A 23,372-nucleotide genomic window follows, 5' to 3' on the forward strand; every position below is an offset into this window, starting at 1 on the left:
AAAACAGTTCTGCTATGATTAAGAAGATATATTATATTTTGGCTTCAGCTGTGGTACTGATGTCTTTTGCTGCCTGCTCCCTGAAGGAAGATCCTATTTTCAGCGAGACAGCATCGCAGCGTTCTGGCGAAAATCTGGAAAAGGTTCGTACTGTACTGACAGCTGCTCCTAACGGATGGCTCATGAGCTATTATGGCAACCTGAGCATTGGCGGTTATAATATCATGGTTAAGTTTGAAGGCGATTCAGCTACTGTTGCCAGCGAGAAATGGGGCGCAAACCACGTTGCTGGTCTTGATGCTTCAGGCAAGGCTGTCAAATCAACCAGTCACTTCAAGCTTGAGCTTAGCATGGGAACAGTTCTGTCGTTTGATTCATATAATCCAACGATCCACTACTTCTCTATGCCAAACAACCCCGACTATACCTATGATACAGCCGATGGTCTGTCAGGCGACATGGAGTTCCGTGTGATGCATGCATCTGCCGACTCTGTGGTAATGCGTGGAAAGAAGTCTAATAACAAGATTGTTATGACGCCGATACCTGTTGACCGTACATGGGAGAGCATTATCTCTGAAGCTTCTGCTACTGAGACCTATATGTCATCACGCTCATATACTCTCGCTGGTGCAGCACTGCCTGAGGGTAAGAAAATCACCGCAACGAGTAACGGCGGCTATCGCAGCTTGGTGTTCGAATATCGTGACCAGTATGGTCAGAAGCAGACCGTTGTTGCACCTTACATCGTTAAGGACGACGGCTTCGAGTTCTATCGTGAAGTTGATGTTGACGGAATTAAGCTTAACGGTCTCTTGAAGGGCACTACCGACGACTACTTCGTGTTCCGTAACAATCCTCAGCTCCAGTTGGACAGCTACATGCCTACTCTGGCTGAGAACATTCTTACCGGTACATGGTATCAGCGCTATGGCGACGTGGGTGCGTATGCTAAGCCTTTCTGGGATGCTATGCTTGAAAAGCTTAAGACCTATGGTAAGAATAAGGACGAAGTAAAGATCTATACTGCAACTGTAGGTATGACCACCGACAATAAGCTGGCTTGCAGCATGACAACATCTACCGATGCTCCATACTGGGGCTTCTCTGGTGATGTGTTGAATGAAGAAGGTACTCGCGTTAAGTTTACTCAGATGCCTTCTGTTAACAACAAGGCAGGTAAGGCCTATCGTAAGATTGGTTGGGACAAGGTGCTCGATTGCATCTATGGTCACACCTTTGATCTGACATGCGACTATCAGCGTCGTCCTTCATGGATTCGCATGACCGACGTGGATGATCCAACGAATGTCATTACCGTTTATTCTACTCCTTCTTATTTCATGGAGGATCAGAGCTATTATCAGGACAAGAATTAATTCAAACATTTTCAACACGCCAGCCAGGGGGCACATGTGTTTCCTGGCTGGTAATTAAAAACAATTTAAAACAACTAGATTATGAAAAAAGGTTTACTTATTTTCGCAGCTGCCATCATGGTGGCATTAGGTGCAAGCGCACAGTCGAAAATTTCTAAGGTTCGCATGATGAATGCTCCTGTAGAGTTGGAGTCTGCGATGGCTGTAGCTGCTACACCAAGCATGTCTTCTTCTGCTCTTAGCGCATCAAAGATTGCTAAGGTTGAAGCTTCTGAAGGTATTGCAGGTACCTACATCATGGATTACTACACTACTTACAAAAAGGAGTTTGTAACATCTTCTGAGTTCACTATCACAAACGAGACTGGTGTGATGACTCCATACTATGATGAAGGCGAAACACCAGTAGATTTTAATTACAACGTTAAGCTGACTGGTTTTACTTATGCTCCTGCTGTTGCCTATGGTTACTATGATGCTGAAGAACAGACTCTTACTATTCCTCAGCAGACTATTTATACTCACGATACCTATGGTCGCTTCGTGCTGTTTGGCATATCTGAGGCTGGAGGCAAGCTTGCACACTTAATGAATGGAATTGCGTTCGACGTTGAAGACGATGGTTCTTTGTCGTTGATAACTGATACTGAGACTGAAGGTGAGGAAGTCTGTGGCTTCTACAATTACTTGGTAGATTATGAAGATGGTGGCGCATGGAACTTTGGTTTCGATCTTGAAGTGTTTGTACCAAATGCCACAATGTATTACACTACCACAGGTGAGAGCCTTGGTGGTAACGGTTCTGACTGGGTAAAAGTTCAAAAGAGAGTACATGTTGAAGACTGGAATACAGCTCTTACAGTTCATAACTTCCTTGGCCTCTGCCCAATAAGCGTGGATGTTGAGGGTGATAATGTTGCTATCAAGTATGGCCAGCAGGTTGACGACTATGATTACACCAAAGATGAAGTCGCTTATGGTTATATGAAGCTTGTTGGCTGTGCTCTCGAAGGTACTAGTATTAGGCGTGATTACGAGGCTAAGGCTCTGAATGGTGTTGCTACTAAGACAGGCTATGAGTTCTTTAAGACTGAGCATAGAGAGGCTTGGACTGATGAAGAGGGTGACCATAAGGAAGGTGACTATTTTGTTGACGATGATCCAAACTTCATCCGTTACTTTGCTGTTGCTACAAATCCAAACGAACAGGGTGGCGCTTACTCGATGGGCTGGTGCTGCAACCTGTATATTGAAATTGATGAGAAGGCCGATGCTGCAGGCATCAACGAAGTTAACGCTGCTTCTAAGTCTTCTAAGATGACTTACAACCTCATGGGTCAGAAGGTTAACGGTGCTGTTAAGGGCCTCTTTATCCGCGACGGTAAGAAGTTCGTTGTAAAGTAATCAGACTTATAACTTATAATTCAAGAGGATATGTCGCTGAGGCATATCCTCTTTTTCGTATAACAATTTTAAAACAAAAACAACAATGGAAAAGAAACAATTCAAGTCGCAGTTGAACCTGCGCAGAGTGATGGCAGAAAAAAAACATTGATGACGTAGAACTAGGCCGCCGATTAGGTATCACTAAACAGGCAGTGTCTAATGTTGTCAATGGTGCAGGTATAACCGTTGAACGGCTTCATAAGTTCGCTGATGCGCTTGGTGTGCGTGTCCGCGACCTTTTTGATTAATCTAGGTAAACCTCTCAGGTTGTCATTTCACGTGTCAGCTTCAATTAGAAGCTTTTTTTCTTGCATTCGATTCTCATATTTAGTAACTTTGTAAGGTAAAAAATCGCTGAAAGATGAGGAACAAAGAGAAAAAGGCAAAACCTGAGAAGAATGGCAAACATGAAAAGAATTGGAAGGACTCCATTGCCACGGTGGATGATATTCAGGACTTTCTGATGGACAGAATCCTGTTACGGTATAATGTCATCACTGGCCGTGTGGAGTACAGGATACCGTCAAGCTATGAGCACGACAGTACTGACTGGATGCCCATCACCGACCGTGTCATCAACTCGCTGTGGGCTGAGATGTCTGCAAAGAAGACGGTGAGGGTGGTCGATATGTATAGGGTGATAGAGTCGGACTTTGTGCCCGACTTCCACCCATTCCGCTTCTATCTCAGTAGGCTGCCGCCGTGGAATGGTGAGGACTATATCCTGTCGATGTCAACGTCGGTTAATGTTAAGGGCGATGTGCGTGAGCAAATGCTCTTCGCCGAATATTTGAAAAAGTGGCTCGTGGCTATGGTTGCTGCATGGGTGGATGACAGTGTAGTAAACAATGTCATACTGGTGCTTATCGGTGAGCAGGGGTCTTATAAGACCACGTGGTTCAACTATCTGCTGCCGCCTGAGCTGTCGCGCTATTTCTATACTAAGACAAACGCCAGTCGCATGGGTCGCGATGAACTGCTGACATTGGCTCAGTATGGGTTGGTGTGTTGTGAGGAGCTGGATACTATGCGTCCTTCGGAGATGAACCAGCTTAAAGCTGCGGTTACAATGCCGTCGATAGATGAGCGTGCTGCCTATGCCCATTTCCATGAGCACCGTAAGCATATAGCCTCGTTTTGTGGCACTGGCAATAACCCGCAGTTTCTCAACGATCCTACTGGCAACCGACGGTGGCTGCCGTTCGAAATAGTGAACATCATGTCGCCACGCGACTTCCCCTTCGAGTATGAGGGCATCTACGCTCAGGCGTATGCCCTCTACCGACAGGGCTACCGCTACTGGTTCTCACAAGAGGAGATTCAGCGGCTTTCTTTGCATAACAGTGCCTTCGAGGCACCTCAGATAGAGACTGAACTGGTGGATGTGTTCTTCCGTAAACCTAAAGCAGGTGAAGCGGGAGAGTTCATGCCTGTGAGTCGTGCCATGCAGATTATCAGTGGCAACATCTCGCAGCATGTCTATGCCACACGTATCGGTCAGGCGTTTACTACTATGGGGTTTGAAAGCCGTCGTACCAATCACTCACGTGGTTACATCGTGGTGCAGCGCGATAGCGAGGAGATTAAAACACGATTACGTATGCTTGCAAGTGAAGATGAACCTTTCTAAGAAAACGGTGACAGTGACAGCGTGACAGCACGTTTTTCAAAACTCTACGCGTACCGTGCGCGTATACGCAGTACGCATAATACTTTTCAAAATTCTGCTGTCACGCTGTCACTGTCACTAGAGGTTAGAGGTGAGAGGTTAGAGGTGAGAGGTTAGTAAATTAAATAAAGATTCTATGAAAGCAATGTCGAAACAACAACTGGCAGATAGGGCAGGAGTGAGCGTCACCACGCTTATGAACTGGTGTAAGCCCTACTTGAAAGAACTGGAGGCCATGGGCATGACACCAAACATGAGGGTACTGCCGCCCAGAATAGTAGGCTTTATAGCAGAGATGTTCTGTATAGACGTGGAGTCATAGCCCCGATTATCGCAACAAACCCCGTTTATCTCCACAAGCCTTGTCTATAGCAGAAACGCGCCTCGCCAATGTAGTACCTTTGTATTGTCATCCAGAGGGAACGGCGACGGAGTCATGGACACAGCCATGGCGACCCTGGCAAGGCGCAACTCATAGTCAACGGTTGGCTTGCAACAACATCCAAAACACCGCCATGAGGCTTGTCTGGTCCGTCGCTTCCCTCGCTTTTTATTAACCATCAAACAAAGTGTAAAATGCGTATGCGAGAGATTGACATGATTATTATCCACTGCTCCGCATCGCGGTGCGACAGGGACTACACCTTCGAAGCACTCGACAACGATCACCGCTCAAGGGGATGGAATGGCTGCGGCTATCACTACTACGTGACCAAGGATGGAGAAATCCACATGGGACGGAAAGAGGAAACTGTCGGTGCACACGCCGGAAAGAAGTTCAATCCGCACTCTATTGGGATCTGCTATGAAGGCGGTCTCAACGCGAGAGGACAACCAGAGGATACGCGAACGGAAGCTCAGAAGCGAACATTGACAAAGCTCATCAGCAGTATGAAGAAACGTTATCCCATGGCTCAGGTGTTAGGACACCGCGACCTGCCAGGCGTACACAAAGACTGTCCCTGCTACGATGTTAGAAAAGAACTATCCGAGAGAAGTTAAACTTTACTTCAAGAGAAGTGCCACTTTACTCCGAGAGAAGTTAAACTTTGTTCCGAGAGAAGTTAAACATCTCTCTTAGTAAACAAATCAAATAAACCAACACAAAAACTAAACGACAATGGAAAAACTGTTTTACAAAGTCTATCAGTGCAACATTGAGAAATTGCCGAAGCGCTACAAGAAGTGGTACAGTAAGATTGCCTATATGGGTACCGTTGACACCGACGGATTGGCAAAGCACATCATGGAACATGGCACCATATATACCGACGATGTGGTGCTGGGCCTGACACGCAAGCTGATGCACTGTATAGGCGAACTGCTCCGCTCAGGCTATAAGGTGAAGCTCGACGACATAGGCACACTCTACATCTCCTGCCATTCTACCGGCGCAGATACTTATGAGGACTTCGATTCTGACAAGAACATCACGGCGCTAAGAGTGAAGTTCCGTGGTGCGCAGGACAAGGGTACGACATACAGTGGTCCCGCTATCCGCCGACAGGTGTCGCTGGCAAATATCACTACTTTCATCGGTAAGGATGCTGCTGCCGGCAATAGTAGTAGCGGTGGCAATGACACACCAGGCGGAGCCATTGAGGAGCAGCCGTAAAACCTAAAACCCACCCCTTCCATTCTTGGACGAGCCAAGCGTCGCAAGCGCCGAGCGCCCGAGGGGAGGGGGAATGAGTTAGATTAGAAATACTAATATTATAAACACAATTGAAAAATGAAGAATAGGGAAATCTGGAGAATGATACTAAACATTCTGTCGTCTATCATCACAGCTGCACTTACGGCTATCAGCACAACATCGTGCATGTGACATTTATGTGATGAGGACGTGTCATAATTAACCACAACGGATTTCACGGATTAAACGGATTTTCTAAGTTACTGATTATCAGTAGGGCTTAAATCCGTAAAATCCGCGAAATCCGTTGTTTTTAATTAAATCTTGTGTTTTGACACACCCTCATCACTTTTTTGTGCATTCGCTTGCTTTTTCAGAAATTAATGCCTAACTTTGCACAGAAATATAAACAGACATAAACGAATTGAAGAATATGAAGAAATTAGCTATAGTTATTTCAGCGATGATGCTTACTGCAACATCGATTATGGCACGTCCTGGCTATACTAAGCCTGTTGATGTGTTTCAGCCAGACGGAACAACTGTCACATTGCTGATGCATGGTGACGAGTTCCGTAGTTTTATGACAACAATAGACGGCTATACCGTAGTAAAGGGAAGTGACGGCTTCTACCGTTTTGCACAGAAGAATGCCGAGGGAATGCTCGAGGAAACAAGCGTAGTGGCGAAGAATCCTTCAGAGCGTACGCTCAGTGAGAACGTGTTCCTTGCTAACCAGAAGAAAATGCTGGCTCCTAAAGCTACAAAAGCTGAGCTTGAACTGAAGGAAAGCGCTAAGGGACTCTTGGAGAACCCGTTGTTCGGAAGAGCAGCTCAGAAGTCTGTCGTAGGAAAGAAGAATGTTATCTGGCAACCCATTGACTACAGCCAGTTCAAGGGACTTGTCATTCTCGTGGAGTGGAACGACAAGAAGTTCCTCAGCTCTGACCCAAAGAGCTTCTATCAGGATCTGACAAGCAAGAAAAACTATACGGACTCTACAAAGACGAACTATCCTGTTAATGTAGAGGGTAGCGTGAGAGACTATTTCTATCAGAACTCAATGGGAGTGTTTGACCCTACGTTTGACGTCGTAGGTCCTGTTACAATTAATTATTCTTGCGAATATCCCTGGCCAAAGCATAATAATCAGGAAAATCCCGGCTACATGAACAGACAGCTGAACATTATAAAGGCTGTCATGAATGCTGTAAACAGCTCTGTTGACTTCACAAAATATGACCTGGATAACAATGGATATATTGACATGGTCTATTTCATCTTCGCTGGTTACGGAAGCTATGTGCAGGGAAACAACGAGAAGTACCTATGGCCACATGCCAACGATCTCACCTCAGTAGCATCTGGTTACTCGCTGCGTTGGGACAACAGATTTATGGGACGTTATGCCTGCAGTGTGGAGATTCAAGACTATGAGGGATTTGCTGAGCAGCATAAGAATCTCGACGGTATAGGCACTATGTGCCATGAGTTCAGTCATGTGCTTGGCCTTGCCGATCATTATGATACTGACTATGAGGGCAGCGGCGGCGAGTCGCGCCATCCTGATGAGTGGGACGTTATGGCAGGCGGTGCTGACCATAACTATGGACTTACTCCTGCCGGCTACAGCTCATACGAGCGCTACAGCCTCGGATTCAGCGAGCTGCAGACTCTCGATGTTGCCGGCAACTACGAGCTTGAGCCATTTGATACTTCAAACAAGTTCTATCAGCTGAAGACTGGCACTAATAATGAGGTCTTCTACTTAGAGAACCGTCAGAACCAGGGCTGGGACCGCTTCCTGCCTGGTCATGGAATGCTCATCTGGCGTGTTGACGAGACAGATCCTACGGTATGGCAAACAAACGTTGTGAACACCACACCTTCACGCCTGTATCTCGAACTGCTTTCGTCAAAGCCTGATAGGGACATAAACTCTGAATATACGCCTTTCCCAGGTGAAGCAAACGTTATTGATGTGCTTAGTGACGGCACTCCTGCTCTGAAATCATATGCAGGAAAACCCGCAGTGCTTGACCTCTACGACATAACAGAGACAGAGGACGGAAAGATTACCTTTACTGCAGGAAAGAACCTATATGATAAGGAGACCGAGACATTCGAGACTATCGCTGAGACTACTGGCGACGCAACAGACCTCAATGGAACATTCTGCAAGTGGAATCTGACTAATGCTGTTATTGCTGCTCCAGCCAGCGGTAAGGGTAATGGCAATCGTGTGTTGAAGATTAACCGTAACGGTATTGCTGAGACTCAGGCAACAAGCTATGCAATCCGCAATTTCAGCTTTAAAGTGTGGAATGGTACTGCCAAGACGAAACTTTCCGTGAAGTACCGCGTGAGTGACCAGGACAACTGGACGGCTATTCCAACAACCGATGGTAAGACACAGGTTGATATTGCCAAGAACGGAAATGTTGAGCTGACTTATTCTCAGAAGATTCCTGCTGGCGCACAGATACAGATAAGTATGTTGAGTACTACCAATTCTGCAGCAACATATATCGATGATATCGTGTTCGGTGTTGACAAGAACGCTGCCAATGGCATTGATGATATCAAGATGTCGTCAGCAAAGGAGAAAGGCGTTTATAACCTTGCCGGCCAGAAGGTAGATGCCAATTACAAAGGCATTATCGTTCGTGATGGTAAGAAGGCTATTGTAAAGTAAAAACAGAAACTTAACAAAATAAATATTATTATGCAGAGTGATCCAAAACAGTGCCTTTATTGCACTAACAATCAGACACTTCACGACCTGATGATAGAGTTCGCACAGTTGTCAGTGTCACGTGCTTTCCTTTTCAAGGAGCAGACTTATCGCGGCCGCTGTCTCGTGGCATACAAAGACCATGTGAACGACCTTAACGAGCTGAGTGACGAAGACCGTAATGCCTTCATGGCCGACGTGGCACGCGTGACACGTGCAATGCAGAAGGCTTTTAATCCCGAAAAGATTAACTATGGCGCATATAGCGACAAGCTTTCTCATCTGCATTTCCATCTCGCTCCGAAGTATGTTGACGGACCAGACTATGGTGGCGTGTTCCAGATGAACCCGGGCAAGGTATATCTTTCTGATGCTGAGTATCAGGAGATGATTGAGAAAATCAAGGAGAATTTATAATTTCGATTAATCGATTAAACGGTTAAACGATTAAACGAGATAACGTCCAATAACGACCAAAAATATGGCAACAGTAAAACCATTTCGCGGCATACGCCCACCGAAAGAACTCGTTGAACAAGTAGAGAGCCGTCCTTACGACGTGCTTGACAGTGAAGAGGCCCGCGCCGAGGCTGGCGATAATGAGAAGAGCCTCTATCATATAATCAAACCTGAGATTGATTTCCCTGTCGGCACAAGCGAGTATGATCCTCGTGTCTATGAGAAAGCAGCTGAGAACTTCAAGAAGTTCCAGGATAATGGCTGGTTGGTTCAGGATGCTGACGACCACTATTATATCTATGCTCAGACTATGAATGGCAAAACACAGTACGGCCTTGTGGTTGGCGCCTTGGTCGATGACTACATGCAGGGACGCATTAAGAAACACGAGCTGACACGTCGCGACAAGGAAGAAGACCGCATGAAGCATGTGCGTGTAAATAATGCAAACATCGAGCCGGTGTTCTTCGCCTATCCTGACAATGCTGTTCTTGACAAGCTCATCATGCGCTATGCAGCAACAGAGCCTGAGTACGACTTTATAGCACCAATAGACGGCTTCCGTCATCAGTTCTGGGTGATCAGCGACAAGCAGGACATGGAGACCATCACTGCCGAGTTCGCAAAGATGCCGTCGCTCTATATCGCTGACGGTCACCACCGTTCGGCTGCAGCAGCACTCGTAGGCGCTGAAAAGCAGAAGCAGAACCCCAACCATACAGGTAAGGAGGAGTATAACTACTTCATGGCAGTGTGCTTCCAGGCATCACAGCTCACCATCCTCGACTATAACCGCGTGGTTAAAGACCTTAACGGTCTCTCTTCAGAGGAGTTCCTTGCTGCATTGCAGGTGAACTTCATCGTTGAGGATAAGGGTACTGAAATCTATAAGCCGCAGCAGCTGCATGAGTTCTCGCTCTATCTCGACCAGCATTGGTACAGCCTGAAGGCGAAAGAAGGCACTTACGACGAGACTGACTCTATCGGTGTGCTCGATGTTGACATCTCAAGCCGTCTCATTCTTGACGAGATACTTGGAATAAAGGATCTGCGCAGCGACAAGCGTATTGACTTCGTTGGCGGACTGCGTGGCCTTGGCGAGCTGAAGCGTCGTGTGGATAGTGGTGAAATGCGCATGGCACTGGCTCTCTATCCTGTTTCCATGCAGCAAATCATGAATATTGCTGACAGCGGAAAGATCATGCCTCCAAAGGCTACATGGTTCGAGCCGAAACTGCGCTCAGGACTCGTGATTCATAAACTGTCGTAATGACGTTATTTCGGAATGTCGATTTATCGAATAATCGTTTAATCGAAATATCGAATAATCGTTTAATCGAAATATCGAAAAATCGTTTAATCGAAATATCGAAAAATCGAGAAATCGTTATAACGACGAGAAAATAATAATGACCGACGAATTCAAGACGATATCAAATACAAGCGAGGGATTTTACTCTGAAAAGCGGAGTAAATTCCTCGCTTTTGCTCACCATGTAGAATCGCTAGACGAGATAAAGAACCTGCTGGCGGACTATAGGAAGAAATACTACGATGCCCGTCATGTATGCTATGCATATATGCTTGGTGCTGACCGCACAGACTTCCGTGCCAACGATGACGGAGAACCTTCGTCAACAGCAGGCAAACCCATTCTTGGGCAGATAAACAGCAATGAGCTGACTGACATTCTTATTGTCGTGGTGCGCTATTATGGAGGAGTGAATCTTGGAACGAGCGGTCTCATTGTGGCATATCGTGAGGCGGCTGCCGATGCCATAGCTCATGCTGACGTCATTACCAAGCAAGTGGAAGAGATTGTTACCTATGACTTCCCTTATGTGATGATGAACGACGTGATGCGAATAGTGAAGGAGATGCAGCCACGAATAATTGAACAGACATACGACAATAATTGTCAGATAAAATTAAGCATCAGACGCTCTGAGGCAGACCAGCTGCGCTCACGTCTGAAGAAACTAAGTTTTGGAGAATAATGGATAAGATAGGATCATATGAATTTATGGCAGAGCCGTTCCATTGCGACTTCTCTGGCCGACTGTTTATGGGACACATGGGCAACCACATGCTCAATGCCGCTGACTTCCATTCGTCAGCTCGTGGCTTCGGAATGAAGTATCTGATGACCATCAAGCGCTCGTGGGTGCTCTCACGACTGGCCATAGAGATGGAGGAGATGCCTGCACAGTACACAAAGTTCAATGTGGAGACATGGGTGGAGAGTGCCATGCGCTTCTTTACCAACAGAAACTTTAGGGTTGTAGGTGCTGACGAGAACGGCAACGAGAAGATATATGGCTATGGTCGCTCAGTATGGGCAATGATTGACACCGACACTCGACAGCCGACCGATATCTTCTCGATTGATGACGGTGCAATAAAGAACTGGATAGTTGACGACAAGGAGTGTCCGATAGAGAAGGGCGGACGCGTGAAGATGTCGGACACGGCTGAGTTCGTGAGTGCCATAGAGACGCATTATAATGACGTGGATATCAATGGCCATATCAACTCAGTGAAGTACATAGAGCATGTGCTCGACCTATGGTCGATAGACTGGTATAAGGAGCACCGTCTGAAGCGTTTTGAGATAGCATACGTTGCAGAGGCCCACGAGGGCGACAAACTGTCGTTCTATCGCGAGCAGACAGGAGAAGGTGAGTACTGCGTGCGCATAGTCCGTTCTGACGGCACTGAGACTTGCCGCAGTAAACTGCTCTTTGTATAATGACCTGATTCTTAGGAGGCTATGCATAGGAATGCATACCTCCTAAGAAATAGTTCACACCGAAATAGGTCATGAGGATGGTGAGGAACGAGAGAGCGATATAAAGATGAAAGGCAGTGGGCTTTTTCAACCATGATATTGACTGGTCGTGAAAAGCTACGCCATAGACCATAAAGGTGATGAGTGCCCAGGTCTCTTTCGGATCCCATGACCAATAGTTTCCCCAGGACACATTTGCCCATATAGCACCAATGAATATTCCTATTGCAAGCAGGAACACAGCGGGGTAGAGAAGTAGCTTTGAAAGTGCTGTTGTGCGCTCGACCTCATCCTTTTTGTCTTTTCTTATAAGTATTAAGGAGTGTATGCTCAGCAGGCATTGTAATGCAAACAAGGCATAGGCACACATTACTGTCATGACATGTACCGACAGTAGAGGCGACTGTAATACAGGCATTAATGTCGTCAGTTGGGCGTTGCTGCCTGATAGCATTGCAACAAGAAGACAGAATGCTGCGATAAGCGTACTGAAGCCGGATATAATGGTAACCTTACGGTCTATTACTATAGTGATGATTAGAATAGCCCACGCCATGAACAGCATGGTCTCGTGGCCATTGCTCACAGGGATATGTCCGCTTAGCCACCAGCGCAGACCAAGTATCAGCGTGACATAAAAAAGAATCAGCGATGTAAAAGAAAGAACTGAAATCTTGAACCATCGAAGGCTACTAATCCTTGATGACGATGATAGCAATATGCAAAGCAACAGGCTGAGTGTCACTATTGCGAAAATAGGACTCTTCCAGGTACTTATCGTGTTGTAGAATATTTCTGCTTGAGTTGCATTCTTGTTAGGCAGAAGTGAGCCGATCATCTCGCGTTGAAAAAGCTGTATCTTTGCTATGATTTCCTTTGAGCGCTCTTTTTGTCCAGTGACAATGCTTTCCGTGAGGAAGTCCATGGATTGCTTTATGAAGAACTGCTCCTTCACAGGTATAACGTCTGGCAGCGCCTGTGCACCCGGCATGAACCAGCTTACAGTACCATCAGACATCTTGAATGGAAACATTTTTAAAAGCTGTCCGTTATAGAACATTTCTACCACATGGAACTTCTCATCGGCTTCCATAAGTTCTTTCATGCTGATATGTCCTTCTCCTTTACGAGCATCGTCGATGGCCGAACGTAGTTTATATTCATGGTATGCGTCAACGAAATCGCTGTAGGAAGCCCACTTGCTGTCTATGCCAAGCAATTGCTGAACATCTCGGCTTTTAATGCGGATAATCTTCTGCTCCTCCCATGGAGAATAGTAAATCATCCAGCTCGTGAAGATTTCATCAGCAGAATAGCCATTCCATGAGGCGCTGCCTGTCAGCTTTATGACGAAGTCGGTGGCTACGGTGTTGAGAGGACAGATGCGATTGTTATGCAACACGTTTATGGTACCGAGTCTGTGGGCAATGTCCTTGTTTACAGTTGGTAGTTCATCGTTGGCATTGGCACTGAGACAAATCATCGTCATCGCTATGGCAACAGCTGGCTTCATGGCTTTACGGTAAAGACTGCGCATCTGTGTCTTCTTTGACAGAAGTGTTGCTATCACTCCGACGAAGAGCAATATGTAGCCAATATAGGTTATTGCAATGCCGTAAGGGTCATAGCTGACACCTAACGAAACTCCTGCGTTGTCACTGTCATAGCTTGACTGAAAGAGACGATAGCCGTCAATGTTTCCGATGTTGTTCATCGATACAATGACATCGCTGACAGCTTCGCCTTGTTTTACAGCAATGATGCTCTGGTAGTCGAGTGGGGCATCAGTACCAGGATAATTCACTATCTTGAAGTCTTTCAGCGTAAGACTGAAAGGGAATGACTGAACATGGTTGCCGTTATCCGCGTAGGTGTTTGTCGAAACATCAGACCTCAGGTGCACCGTGCCTCTTTTGGCAGTAAGAAATGTTGTTAGCGCGCCTAATAGTATGACTATGAACGACACATGGAGCAACATGACGGCAAATCGTCTGTAGAGTCGTTGGCGGAACATATAAACCACAGCAGACAAGGTGAGAAGTATCCATACAACGATGAACCACCAGGCACCATAGACATAGTCGTTGACGAAAGTTGTTCCATGGTATTTCTCAATGACAGTAGCAAACCCTATACACACTATGATTAGTGCGTATAGGGTGAATAGGAGTTTCTTAAGCATTAATGATGATATCAGATAGATTCAATGAAATAAATGACTTGATCACGTTCTTTCTTTGACAGATTGCGGAACTTCACTACAGCATTATATGCATCGCTCATGCCGCCTTCGTTCTTGCATCCATGCCACATGATGGCTTCCATGACATTGCGTGCGCGACAGTCGTGCATGCGCTCAACGCCACTGCCACACTTAGCTGCAAGACCTCGTCCCCAGAGCGGGGTAGTGCGACACCAACCGGTACGTATGTCGTTCTTCATCCACAGGCGATGCTGAACGAAGTCCGTATATGGCCAGATCTTCTGATGAGGATAGCGAGGCATGTCGCTGTCGGATTTAAAGAACTTAGCAGGATCCTGGATGTGGTCGTCGCCAGTCTCCCATGACGGACGGTGGCAGGCAGCGCAGCCAATCTGTGTGAACAGACGCTTGCCTTCCTTGAAGTCGCTGGTCGTGGTGTTGCGGGCTGCAGGAACGGCCAGGCCGCGATGCCATATCATAAGGTTCTTGTACTGAGCGTCGGTCATCTCAGCATTGAGCGACTTGCTTGTAAGATATGTATAGATGTCTTGCTGCAGATTGCCGGTATGCCATTCGGGATGCGCCTTCCCAGGGTCAATGGCATTAATATATTCAGTAAAGCCTGCCTGTACCTCAGCATCTTGCGATGACTTGGTTGCATAGTACTTTCCGGCAAGATCGAGATAGTGGTAGCGACGGTCAGAACGGGTTACGTTGGTGATGTTCCAGATGGCATTGGCACCGGCAGCATCGAGTATAGGACCGCGTGACAAAGCGTAGGTGTAGCGACGTACATACTTAGTGCCATCACCCTGCAGAGAGTTGGAATAGTAACTGTTCCAAGTGCCTGTTGACTGGTTCCACATGGCAGGATTCAAGGCGTCGGTCTTGCCAATCTTGTTGAAATAGTCGCTCTCTTTCTTCCACTGTGCGGTGATAGAGTCGTCGGGAATGGCATCGGTGATGCCTGTACCATAGATGCCGATAGTAGATTCAAGCAGCACGCCTACATCTGACAGGTATTGCTCCTCTGTCAGTTCAACGTCAACACCTCCACGGCTTACTACAACGGGAGCATAGTAGGCACTGTAGGGAATAGTCACTTCCGGATAGATGAGTGAATAGGTCTCACCGTCGGGGAACTGGTTGCCCCATTCGTCGGTGTAGTCTTTCCATGCTATGGTAATGTCTTTTTCATTGATAGGTGCCTTGAAGGGTTTTACTGCACCAGTCTGTGGCATGCCTGCTACGGAGCGGATATATTGATTTGTGGTCTTGTCATAAATGACAAGCAGGTAACCATTGCGATGGGTATCGGCCTTATAGCTGGTCTGACGTGCACCATGACCGTAGCCGGGATGACAGTAGAGACAGCCGCGGCGCACATAGACAGGTCCCAGTCCGTGGAAAGCACCTTCGGTATTGGTGTTATAGTCTTTCTCGAAAAGATATTCACCTTCGTTGAAGGCTGTCATCATGTCAGCATCTTCAACAGATTTTGTAGGCTGTTTAAATGCTGTAGAACTGTTGACGGTGGTTGTACCGAGAAGACCTCCCGTGTAGTAGTCTTCAGGGTAGTCGGTCTTTGTGGGATTGCCAATCTCCCATGTGGTTGGTGATACGGCATCATCACTATCGGAGCAGCCGATAGTGATGACGGTACCAAACAGGAATAGTCCTGATAAGGTTAATTTGTTCATTTATCTGATAATTATAATTTGTTTATTTTGAGATTTTTACTATTGACTGATACAGCTTTTGTGCGTTGTCTGCAAGCGTGCGATATGTAGCTACTACCACGTTGTCAACATAGTTGTCATTGATGATCTTGCACTGTGCTTCAACTGTTGCGTCACCATTAAAACCTCCAAGTGTTTCGTAAAGATCGGAAAGGGCACCGTCGAGTTCATCAAGTGCATCCATAGCCTCCTTGCTTGAAGCATGTGCATAGTTCACGGCGAAAGGATAATTCATGGACTTAATCTTGGCCAGTGAAGCATCAAGCTTTGCAACTACAGCATTTGCCTGGTTGATAAGTGTCTGATTGTTTGTGTGCTGGCAGAAGAAGATAAGTGACTTCTCCGAAGGTGTGGTTGCACCCATGCTTCCGTAGAGCGCATTCTTACAGCTTACAATATTGTCATAGAAGTCAGTGATGGAATTATAAGCGTAGGGTGACTCAATGTAATTGGCATCTTCGCCTGTGTAGGGAAGGCCAATCTTAGACTTGCTTACCTCTCCGATGATGTCCTGACAGCCGGAGATAATCTCGCGAGTTGCGTCCAGCGCCGTTTCCCACTCACCGGTACCGGGATTCTTGAATGCCTTACCGAAGTTCTTGAAACCTTCAAGTTTTCCTTCTGCATTTCCGTCGTCATCGATAGAGCTGTGGGTTGCCACGTAGTCGAGTGCTATCTGATGGCGCTCGGCATTGCTTTCGCTTGCATCCCAAGCGGCTTCAAGCGTGGCTGTCGCATTGTAGAGATCCTTGGCAACGGCACAGATATACTTGTATTCGAGGTTTGTAATCTGGTCAATCTTGCGTGGCTGACCCTGACGGAAAAGAACGTATTCCAGTCCATGATAGCCGAGGATGCCTGCGTTTGCTGTCTTGATGAAGTTGTCGATGTCGGCCATCACCTTTTCATCGCGCAAAGCATTTGCCAGGTCATTGGCTGCAACGGGCCATGTGTCAGTGTGTGGGTCGATGGAGTAAACATCGGCAGCGCCAAAGAGGAATGCCTCGGTGTTCTCCCAATTGGCACGGGCAGTCTTCCAGTCAACGCATGCCTGGTCAAGGGCTGCCTGGGTGCTTTCTACTACTGTTGTCTTTGCATCATCGTCACTTGAACATGAAGCGAATCCTGCTACGAGGATGGCAGCAGAGGCCATCATCTTGAAAATGTTTTTGTTTTTCATTTTTATTTATTTATAATGGTTTGGTTGTGTTATTTGTTCTTGTAATACGTCTGTTGCCTATCCGTTTAGAGAAACCATCCACAGTAGGTCACACCAATACTGACGCTTGGCTCGTTGTTGTAGGGCTGTGTGTAAAGAGGACTATCAGATGCCAGTCCGTTGTTGTTTGGCTTCTCAAAATAGCGGTATGAGTATTCGCCTTTGATTATGATCTGTTTTACAGGGCTGTAGTTTAGTCCGAAAGCGCAGCGGTATCTCTTCGTGTGTTTATACATGGACTTATGGGTACCCGATGCCATAGCGTTATAGTGCTCGAAACGTCCGAATAGATACAGCTTCTCGTTCTCTCTGCGCATCTTGCTTATCTGTGAGAAAATGTCATAACCGGCCTCTATGCCATAGGCGATGGCGTTGCTGCCAATGTTCGTGTAATGGTGGGGATTGCCGTCCTGATATTTGTGGTGTGTCCAGTTAGCCTGGTTGTAAGCTGAAATCTTGTCGGCATCATCAAGATGAGCATAGTCAATGTTACCGCGGACTATCCAGTTCCATCTCTTCAATGAGAAATCAGCAGCGATGATTCCCAATGCGCCAGTGACATCATCGTATTTCGTTCCGGGAGTGCGCAGGGTGTTGCGGAAAGTGTAGCCATAGTATCCGCTGACTCCAATCCTCAGTCCTTTGACTGAGTAGTTGTCTATGCGGAGAGCACCGGCATAGTTGTTCGCAACCTTGAACTCGTAAGGGCTTGTGGCTCCATAGTGTACGAAATTCTCGCCTGTAAAGCTCTCAGAATTTAGTCCTGACAGGAACTGTGCTTCATAGCGCCAGCCCTTGAGCTTGCCCCATACGGAAAGGCCTACCTGATGCCATGTGTTTGGCATGATGGTTGCTTCACCCTCGGGGCGATAGACTGTAAAGAAACTGTTGGGCTCGTGATGGGCATTGGTATAACCTATAGGAACGACAATCTCACCGGCTTTGATATTAAGCTTCCCGCCAAGCAGCTCCTTGTTGATCCAGAACTGTTCCAGGGCAACTTCACCGCCTTTCTCTACTTCTGCCTCGTACTCACCAGCTTCCTCGGCCTCTATCTCCACGGCAGTACCGTTGCCGCCATGCTCAAGCTCTATCTCGGTGCCAAAGGTCCATCCTTTTCCAAAGTCGTAGCCAATGTTAAGACAAACGTGGGGCAGGTCGAAACGTCCATGGCTCTTGTCATTGGAATAAAGCTCCGGCTGTTTGTATCTGTTGAAACTCTGACTATAGAAGTTACGTGTCATGACAGCCTCGCCATAACCGCCAATGCTCAGACGATTGGCTTTTGTCTGACTCTTGATGCTGTCTGAAGAAATCTTTTGAGACTCTGCCGTTTGTGTGTTCAGCAATAGGGCAGGGAATAATAGTGTGAAAACAATCTTGTTCATCCTTAAATAGAATCGTTTTATTTTGCGATGCAAAGGTAAGACGCTTCTGAAAAACTGACAATACCCATTATTAGTGAAATACTTTTACTGAATGTTCTGCTTTATCCCAAAAGATTGTTAATTAGAAGGCTCAATGATTGTATTATCATCTTTTTTCGCTAAATTTGCCATCAAATTACAATAATAACTAATAACTATGTTCAAAGTATTTCTATTATCGATGGCTTGCGTGGCATCAGTAGAGGTCATGGCAGCTCCGAAAGAAAAAACTCCAGTGTGGAAAGATCCACAAGTAAACCAAGTAAACCGTGAGGCACGCAGGGCTGCGTTCTTTGCATTTGAGAATGCTGATCTGGCAAAGGCAAATGACAAATCGAAGTCTGCTCGTTACATGTCAATGGAAGGCAAGTGGCGCTTCAATTTTGTGAAGGATCATGACAAGGCTCCTAAAGACTTTTTCTCTCTGAAGTTTGATGATTCCAATTGGGTGGATTTCCCTGTGCCAGGACTCTTCGAGATTGAGGGCTATGGTGATAAGATATATAGAAATGTAGGCTATTCTTGGTGTACAACTTTTGATAGTAATCCTCCATTCATTGGCGAGACAAACAATTATACTGGTTCTTATCGTCGTACATTTGACTTGCCTGCTGACTGGAATGGACAGGAAGTTTATTTCCATGTAGGCTCAGCTACAAGTAATCTTAGTGTATGGGTGAACGGCAAATATGTGGGCTACAGTGAGGACTCTAAAGTTGCAGCCGAATTTAATATCACTAAGTATCTGAAGAAGGGCAAGAACCTCATTGCAATGCAGGTGATGCGTTGGTGTGACGGTTCTTATCTTGAGGACCAGGATTTCTGGCGCTTTACTGGTATTGCACGCGAAGTGTATCTCTATGCACGTCCTAAGGCACATATCGAAGATTTGACAGTTACTCAGGATTATGTTGATGGAAAAGGCGTACTGAAGATTGATGCAAAAGCTCCAAAAGGTACAACCATCGAACAGCGTCTGGAAGACAAAAACGGTAATGAGGTAAGTCTTGAAAACGTGAAGCCATGGTCGGCAGAGATACCCAACCTATATAATGTCATTATTACTTTGAAGAAGGGTGACAAGGTGCTTGAGGTTATTCGTCAGCGTGTTGGCTTCCGTCATATCGAGATTAAGAATGCACAGTTGCTTGTCAACGGTCAGCCTATATTAATAAAAGGTGCCGACCGTCATGAGCTCGATCCTGATGGTGGCTACATAGTATCTGTGGAGCGCATGATTCAGGATATCAAGATTATGAAGCAGCTGAACATTAATGCTGTGCGTACCTGTCACTATCCTGATGATCCACGCTGGTATGACCTCTGCGATGAGTATGGACTGTATCTCACAGCTGAATCAAACCTTGAGAGTCACGGTATGGGCTATGGCGACCGTACACTGGCAAAGAACAAAGACTTCGAGCTGGCTCACATGGAACGTCAGTATGGTAATGTGCACTCATTCAAGAACCATCCGTCTATTATTGTGTGGTCACTTGGTAACGAGGCAGGCTATGGTCCAAACTTTGAGAAAGCATACGACTGGGTGAAGGCTACCGACAATACTCGTCCATGCCAGTTTGAACAGGCTGGACAGAACGGCAAGACAGACATCTTCTGTCCTATGTACTATGGCTATGAGGGTTGCGAGGCTTATTCGAAGAACGACAATCCTCGTCCGTTGATTCAGTGTGAGTATGCTCACGCCATGGGTAATTCAATGGGCGGCTTTAAGGAGTATTGGGATCTTATTCGTAAGTATCCAAAATATCAGGGAGGTTATATCTGGGACTTCGTTGACCAGGGCATGCGTGACAAGAGTCCTATCACAGGTCGCGAGATATTTACCTATGGTGGTGACTATGGTAAGTATCCTGCTTCTGACTATAACTTTAACTGTAATGGTATTATCGCGCCAGACCGTCGTCTGAATCCCCATGCCTATGAGGTTGGTTACTACTACCAGAATGTTTGGGTGAAGGATATAGACCTGAAGGCTGGTAAGTTCGAGATATACAATGAGAACTTCTTCAAGACTCTTGATGACCTGCAATTGGAGTGGTTTGTTGGAGGTGCAGGCCAGCATCATCATGAGAGTGCCAACCGTCCTAATGGCATGACATTTGGCCATGGCGGCGTTATTGATATCAACGGCATTCAGCCACAGCAGCGTAAGGTAATCACTGACGAGAAGATGGCAAAGACCATTGCAAAAGTCCTTGGTCACCATGGTGACAACGAGATATTCGTTTCGTTCTATTTCAAGTCAAAGAACGGTGCACCACTCGTGGATAAAGGACAGGTAATGGCTAAGCAACAGTTCTGTGTGAATGGGTATAAGTTCCCTGAGCTGAACGGACAGTCTGGAGAATCTGGCATCTCAAAGGAAGAAACCAACAGCTATGTTAAGTTCTCTGCCGCTGGCACCGACTTGTTTATTGGCAAGTGGACGGGCTTGATTGACTATCTGACAGTTGATGGTAAGGAAATGTTACACTTCCGTGAGAGCATAGAGCCTGAGTTCTGGCGCGCTCCAACCGATAACGACTATGGTGCAGGACTGCAGAACCGTTTCCGTACATGGCAGAACCCCAATCATAAGATTAAGGATTTCTCTACTGGCGACAACTTTGCTGTTGTTAAGTTTGAACTTCCCGACCAGAAGGCACAACTCACTATGACTTACACTCTGACTGCTGAAGGCGAGGTCATCGTGCGTGAGAATCTTGCCACTGAGAAGGACGCAAAAGTCAGCGAGCTGTTCCGCTTCGGTATGGCTCTGCAGATGCCTAAGCAATATAATATGGTGGAATACTACGGACGCGGACCTGCTGAGACCTATATAGACCGAAAGGATTCTGAGTTCCTGGGCGTATATAAGAATAAGGTGGCGAATGAGTACTTCGAGTATGTTCGTCCGCAGGAGAGTGGTAACCATGTTGATGTGCGCTGGTTCAATGTTATTGATAAGGACGGTAAGGGCTTGCGTTTCTATTCTAATGCACCAATGGAGGCATCGGCTCTGCCTTATACTACAGGACAGCTTGACGATGGTCCTCACAAAAACAAGGCATGGGGACGTCATAGCGGTGACCTCGTACCATCAGGTATGACAAGCGTTCACATCCAGCAGCGTCAGCTCGGTCTGGGTTGTGTTAACTCATGGGGAGCATGGCCACGCGGTGAGTATCGTCTGCCTTATAAGGATTATGACTTTACCTTCGCAATTAAACCTCTGAAGTGACAAAAAGCCACAAATAAAGATTAAAAACGTGCTGACAATGGCGAATTATTGCTATTGTCAGCATTTTCTTTTAAAAAAGTTTGGAAGATACAGATAAATTCTCTATTTTTGCAAAAAATAAATATGCTTATGCGCAAAAGTTTACTTATATTTTCTATTGTCTTTTCTCTTGCCACAGCACTGCAGGCAGCATCGCCAATGGTGATGTCAATGGAAATGGGCGTTGCAGAGCAAGTGGAACCAGAGCGTAATATCACAATAACGGTAGAGGGTAATGTTGCTTACATCACAGGCGCTAACGGTATGACACTCGAGGTTGTGTCACTGACAGGTCGTCAGGTCGCAACTTACAAGATTGACAGCCCTTCACAGCGCATTGAGCTTAACCACCCGAAAGGATGTTATATCCTGAAGATTGGTAAGGTGGTTAGAAAGGTGACCATCAGATAAACTCATCGTTCCGATGACTGCTACCGTTAGCGATCAGCAGCTTAAACAGATGCTTTCCGATCCGAAGACCATGAGAAAGGGCTTCGAATTAGTAGTGCGCCAATATAGTGAACAGCTTTATTGGCAGATTCGTCGTATTGTTGTGAGTCATGACGATGCTGATGATGTGCTTCAGAATACTTTCTTGAAGGCATGGAATGCACTGTCATCGTTTCATGGAGATTCAAAACTGCTCACCTGGCTCTCGCGCATTGCTATAAACGAAAGCCTGGATTTCGTGCGCAAACAGAAGAATGTGGTGATGACGAGTACTGATGATGGAGAACTCGGACTCGCAAACCAGCTCATGGCTGATGACTATTTCGATGGCAATGAGACTGAGGCACAACTACAGGAAGCCATCGCTGGACTGCCAGAGGTTCAGAGGGCCGTGTTCAATATGCGCTACTTCGAAGAGATGAAATATAGTGAGATGAGTAAGGTGCTCGGAACATCGGAAGGAGCGCTGAAGGCATCATATCATATAGCGGTGAAGAAAATAAGTGATTTTTTTCATCGAAAAGATTAAACCTTTTATATCTGGTCACGTCATAAAGAAAAAATATAATATGAACGAAGAGAAATATATAAAAGACCATGTAGGAAAGAGGACTCCGTTCACAGTGCCCGATGGCTATTTCGATAGCGTCGTTGACAATGTGATGAAGAATCTTTCACCTGAAGTAGCACCGATGAAGAAAATGCCGACAACTCTTCAGCGTGTGCGTCCTTATCTTTACATGGCTGCTTGTCTCATTGTGGCAGTTTTCACTATTACTATCTATTTCAACGATCATACGGAGAATGTGCAGATGCAGCAACTCGCTGTGCAAGAGTCTTCGGTAAGCACTGAATGGGAGGATGATGAAGACTATGCAATGGATTACGTGATGCTTGATAACTATGACATCTATGCATGTCTGACAAATGAATAAAAAAC

The 23,372-nt window shown here is 46.2% G+C and carries 21 protein-coding genes; 17 read left to right on the forward strand and 4 right to left on the reverse strand.

Annotation, left to right across the window (positions count from 1 at the left end; translation table 11 throughout):
• Positions 1-14: 14 nt before the first annotated feature.
• The 13 genes from M1L52_RS10915 to M1L52_RS10975 all read left to right on the forward strand — a co-directional run bounded on the left by M1L52_RS10915 (position 15) and on the right by M1L52_RS10975 (position 12,072).
• A complete protein-coding gene (locus M1L52_RS10915) occupies positions 15-1,379 on the forward strand; it encodes a DUF4302 domain-containing protein (RefSeq protein WP_248615031.1) in 1,365 nt (454 codons plus the stop codon).
• A gap of 81 nt (positions 1,380-1,460) precedes the next feature.
• The gene (locus M1L52_RS10920) at positions 1,461-2,783 is read left to right on the forward strand and encodes a hypothetical protein (RefSeq protein ID WP_248615032.1); all 1,323 of its coding nucleotides are present in this window, start codon (positions 1,461-1,463) and stop codon (positions 2,781-2,783) included.
• Between the two features lie 146 nt (positions 2,784-2,929).
• Positions 2,930-3,073: a helix-turn-helix transcriptional regulator gene (locus tag M1L52_RS10925; protein WP_317231501.1), complete on the forward strand. Its 144-nt coding sequence runs from the start codon at positions 2,930-2,932 to the stop codon at positions 3,071-3,073.
• A 113-nt stretch (positions 3,074-3,186) separates the two neighbouring features.
• Positions 3,187-4,455: a virulence-associated E family protein gene (locus M1L52_RS10930; protein WP_248615035.1), complete on the forward strand. Its 1,269-nt coding sequence runs from the start codon at positions 3,187-3,189 to the stop codon at positions 4,453-4,455.
• 184 nt (positions 4,456-4,639) lie between these two features.
• Positions 4,640-4,816, forward strand: a complete 177-nt coding sequence (locus tag M1L52_RS10935; protein WP_248615037.1) for a hypothetical protein — start codon at positions 4,640-4,642, stop codon at positions 4,814-4,816.
• A gap of 260 nt (positions 4,817-5,076) precedes the next feature.
• Positions 5,077-5,496, forward strand: a complete 420-nt coding sequence (locus tag M1L52_RS10940; RefSeq protein ID WP_248615038.1) for an N-acetylmuramoyl-L-alanine amidase — start codon at positions 5,077-5,079, stop codon at positions 5,494-5,496.
• A gap of 118 nt (positions 5,497-5,614) precedes the next feature.
• Positions 5,615-6,109 (forward strand): hypothetical protein, encoded by a 495-nt coding sequence (locus M1L52_RS10945; RefSeq protein WP_248615040.1) that lies wholly within the window; start codon positions 5,615-5,617, stop codon positions 6,107-6,109.
• Between the two features lie 117 nt (positions 6,110-6,226).
• On the forward strand, positions 6,227-6,322 hold the full coding sequence (locus M1L52_RS10950; RefSeq protein WP_248615042.1) for a smalltalk protein: 96 nt from the start codon (positions 6,227-6,229) through the stop codon (positions 6,320-6,322).
• Positions 6,323-6,563: 241 nt separating this feature from the next.
• Entirely contained in the window at positions 6,564-8,825 is a 2,262-nt protein-coding gene (locus M1L52_RS10955) for a M6 family metalloprotease domain-containing protein (protein ID WP_248615043.1), read from the forward strand.
• 30 nt (positions 8,826-8,855) lie between these two features.
• On the forward strand, positions 8,856-9,281 hold the full coding sequence (locus tag M1L52_RS10960) for an HIT family protein (RefSeq protein ID WP_248615045.1): 426 nt from the start codon (positions 8,856-8,858) through the stop codon (positions 9,279-9,281).
• A gap of 64 nt (positions 9,282-9,345) precedes the next feature.
• Positions 9,346-10,593 carry a DUF1015 domain-containing protein gene (locus M1L52_RS10965; protein WP_248615047.1) on the forward strand — a complete coding sequence of 416 codons (1,248 nt, stop codon included), beginning with the start codon at positions 9,346-9,348 and terminating at the stop codon, positions 10,591-10,593.
• 139 nt (positions 10,594-10,732) lie between these two features.
• Positions 10,733-11,320 carry an IMPACT family protein gene (locus M1L52_RS10970; RefSeq protein ID WP_248615048.1) on the forward strand — a complete coding sequence of 196 codons (588 nt, stop codon included), beginning with the start codon at positions 10,733-10,735 and terminating at the stop codon, positions 11,318-11,320.
• Positions 11,320-12,072, forward strand: coding sequence for an acyl-[acyl-carrier-protein] thioesterase (locus M1L52_RS10975; protein ID WP_248615049.1), 753 nt, complete (start codon positions 11,320-11,322; stop codon positions 12,070-12,072). The genes M1L52_RS10970 and M1L52_RS10975 overlap by 1 nt, the downstream gene beginning before the upstream one ends.
• A 19-nt stretch (positions 12,073-12,091) precedes the next feature.
• Here M1L52_RS10975 and ccsA read toward each other — a convergent pair whose 3' ends face one another.
• The 4 genes from ccsA to M1L52_RS10995 form a co-directional block, all read right to left on the reverse strand.
• Positions 12,092-14,293 (reverse strand): cytochrome c biogenesis protein CcsA, encoded by a 2,202-nt coding sequence (gene ccsA, locus M1L52_RS10980; RefSeq protein ID WP_248615050.1) that lies wholly within the window; start codon positions 14,291-14,293, stop codon positions 12,092-12,094.
• 11 nt (positions 14,294-14,304) lie between these two features.
• Positions 14,305-16,014 (reverse strand): di-heme oxidoredictase family protein, encoded by a 1,710-nt coding sequence (locus M1L52_RS10985; RefSeq protein ID WP_248615051.1) that lies wholly within the window; start codon positions 16,012-16,014, stop codon positions 14,305-14,307.
• A 22-nt stretch (positions 16,015-16,036) separates the two neighbouring features.
• Positions 16,037-17,233, reverse strand: a complete 1,197-nt coding sequence (locus M1L52_RS10990) for an imelysin family protein (protein WP_248615052.1) — start codon at positions 17,231-17,233, stop codon at positions 16,037-16,039.
• A 65-nt stretch (positions 17,234-17,298) separates the two neighbouring features.
• Positions 17,299-18,660 (reverse strand): hypothetical protein, encoded by a 1,362-nt coding sequence (locus M1L52_RS10995; RefSeq protein WP_248615053.1) that lies wholly within the window; start codon positions 18,658-18,660, stop codon positions 17,299-17,301.
• 196 nt (positions 18,661-18,856) lie between these two features.
• On the opposite strand from M1L52_RS10995, the gene M1L52_RS11000 reads away from it, so the two are divergent.
• From M1L52_RS11000 to M1L52_RS11015, 4 genes are all read left to right on the forward strand, one after another.
• On the forward strand, positions 18,857-21,943 hold the full coding sequence (locus tag M1L52_RS11000; RefSeq protein WP_248615055.1) for a glycoside hydrolase family 2 TIM barrel-domain containing protein: 3,087 nt from the start codon (positions 18,857-18,859) through the stop codon (positions 21,941-21,943).
• Between the two features lie 129 nt (positions 21,944-22,072).
• A complete protein-coding gene (locus tag M1L52_RS11005) occupies positions 22,073-22,393 on the forward strand; it encodes a T9SS type A sorting domain-containing protein (protein ID WP_248615056.1) in 321 nt (106 codons plus the stop codon).
• A gap of 13 nt (positions 22,394-22,406) precedes the next feature.
• Positions 22,407-22,961: an RNA polymerase sigma factor gene (locus M1L52_RS11010; RefSeq protein ID WP_248615057.1), complete on the forward strand. Its 555-nt coding sequence runs from the start codon at positions 22,407-22,409 to the stop codon at positions 22,959-22,961.
• A gap of 40 nt (positions 22,962-23,001) precedes the next feature.
• Positions 23,002-23,367, forward strand: a complete 366-nt coding sequence (locus tag M1L52_RS11015) for a hypothetical protein (protein ID WP_248615058.1) — start codon at positions 23,002-23,004, stop codon at positions 23,365-23,367.
• Positions 23,368-23,372: the final 5 nt, after the last annotated feature.

It is taken from the genome of Prevotella sp. E13-27 (assembly GCF_023217965.1).
In the GTDB taxonomy this organism is placed as follows: domain Bacteria; phylum Bacteroidota; class Bacteroidia; order Bacteroidales; family Bacteroidaceae; genus Prevotella.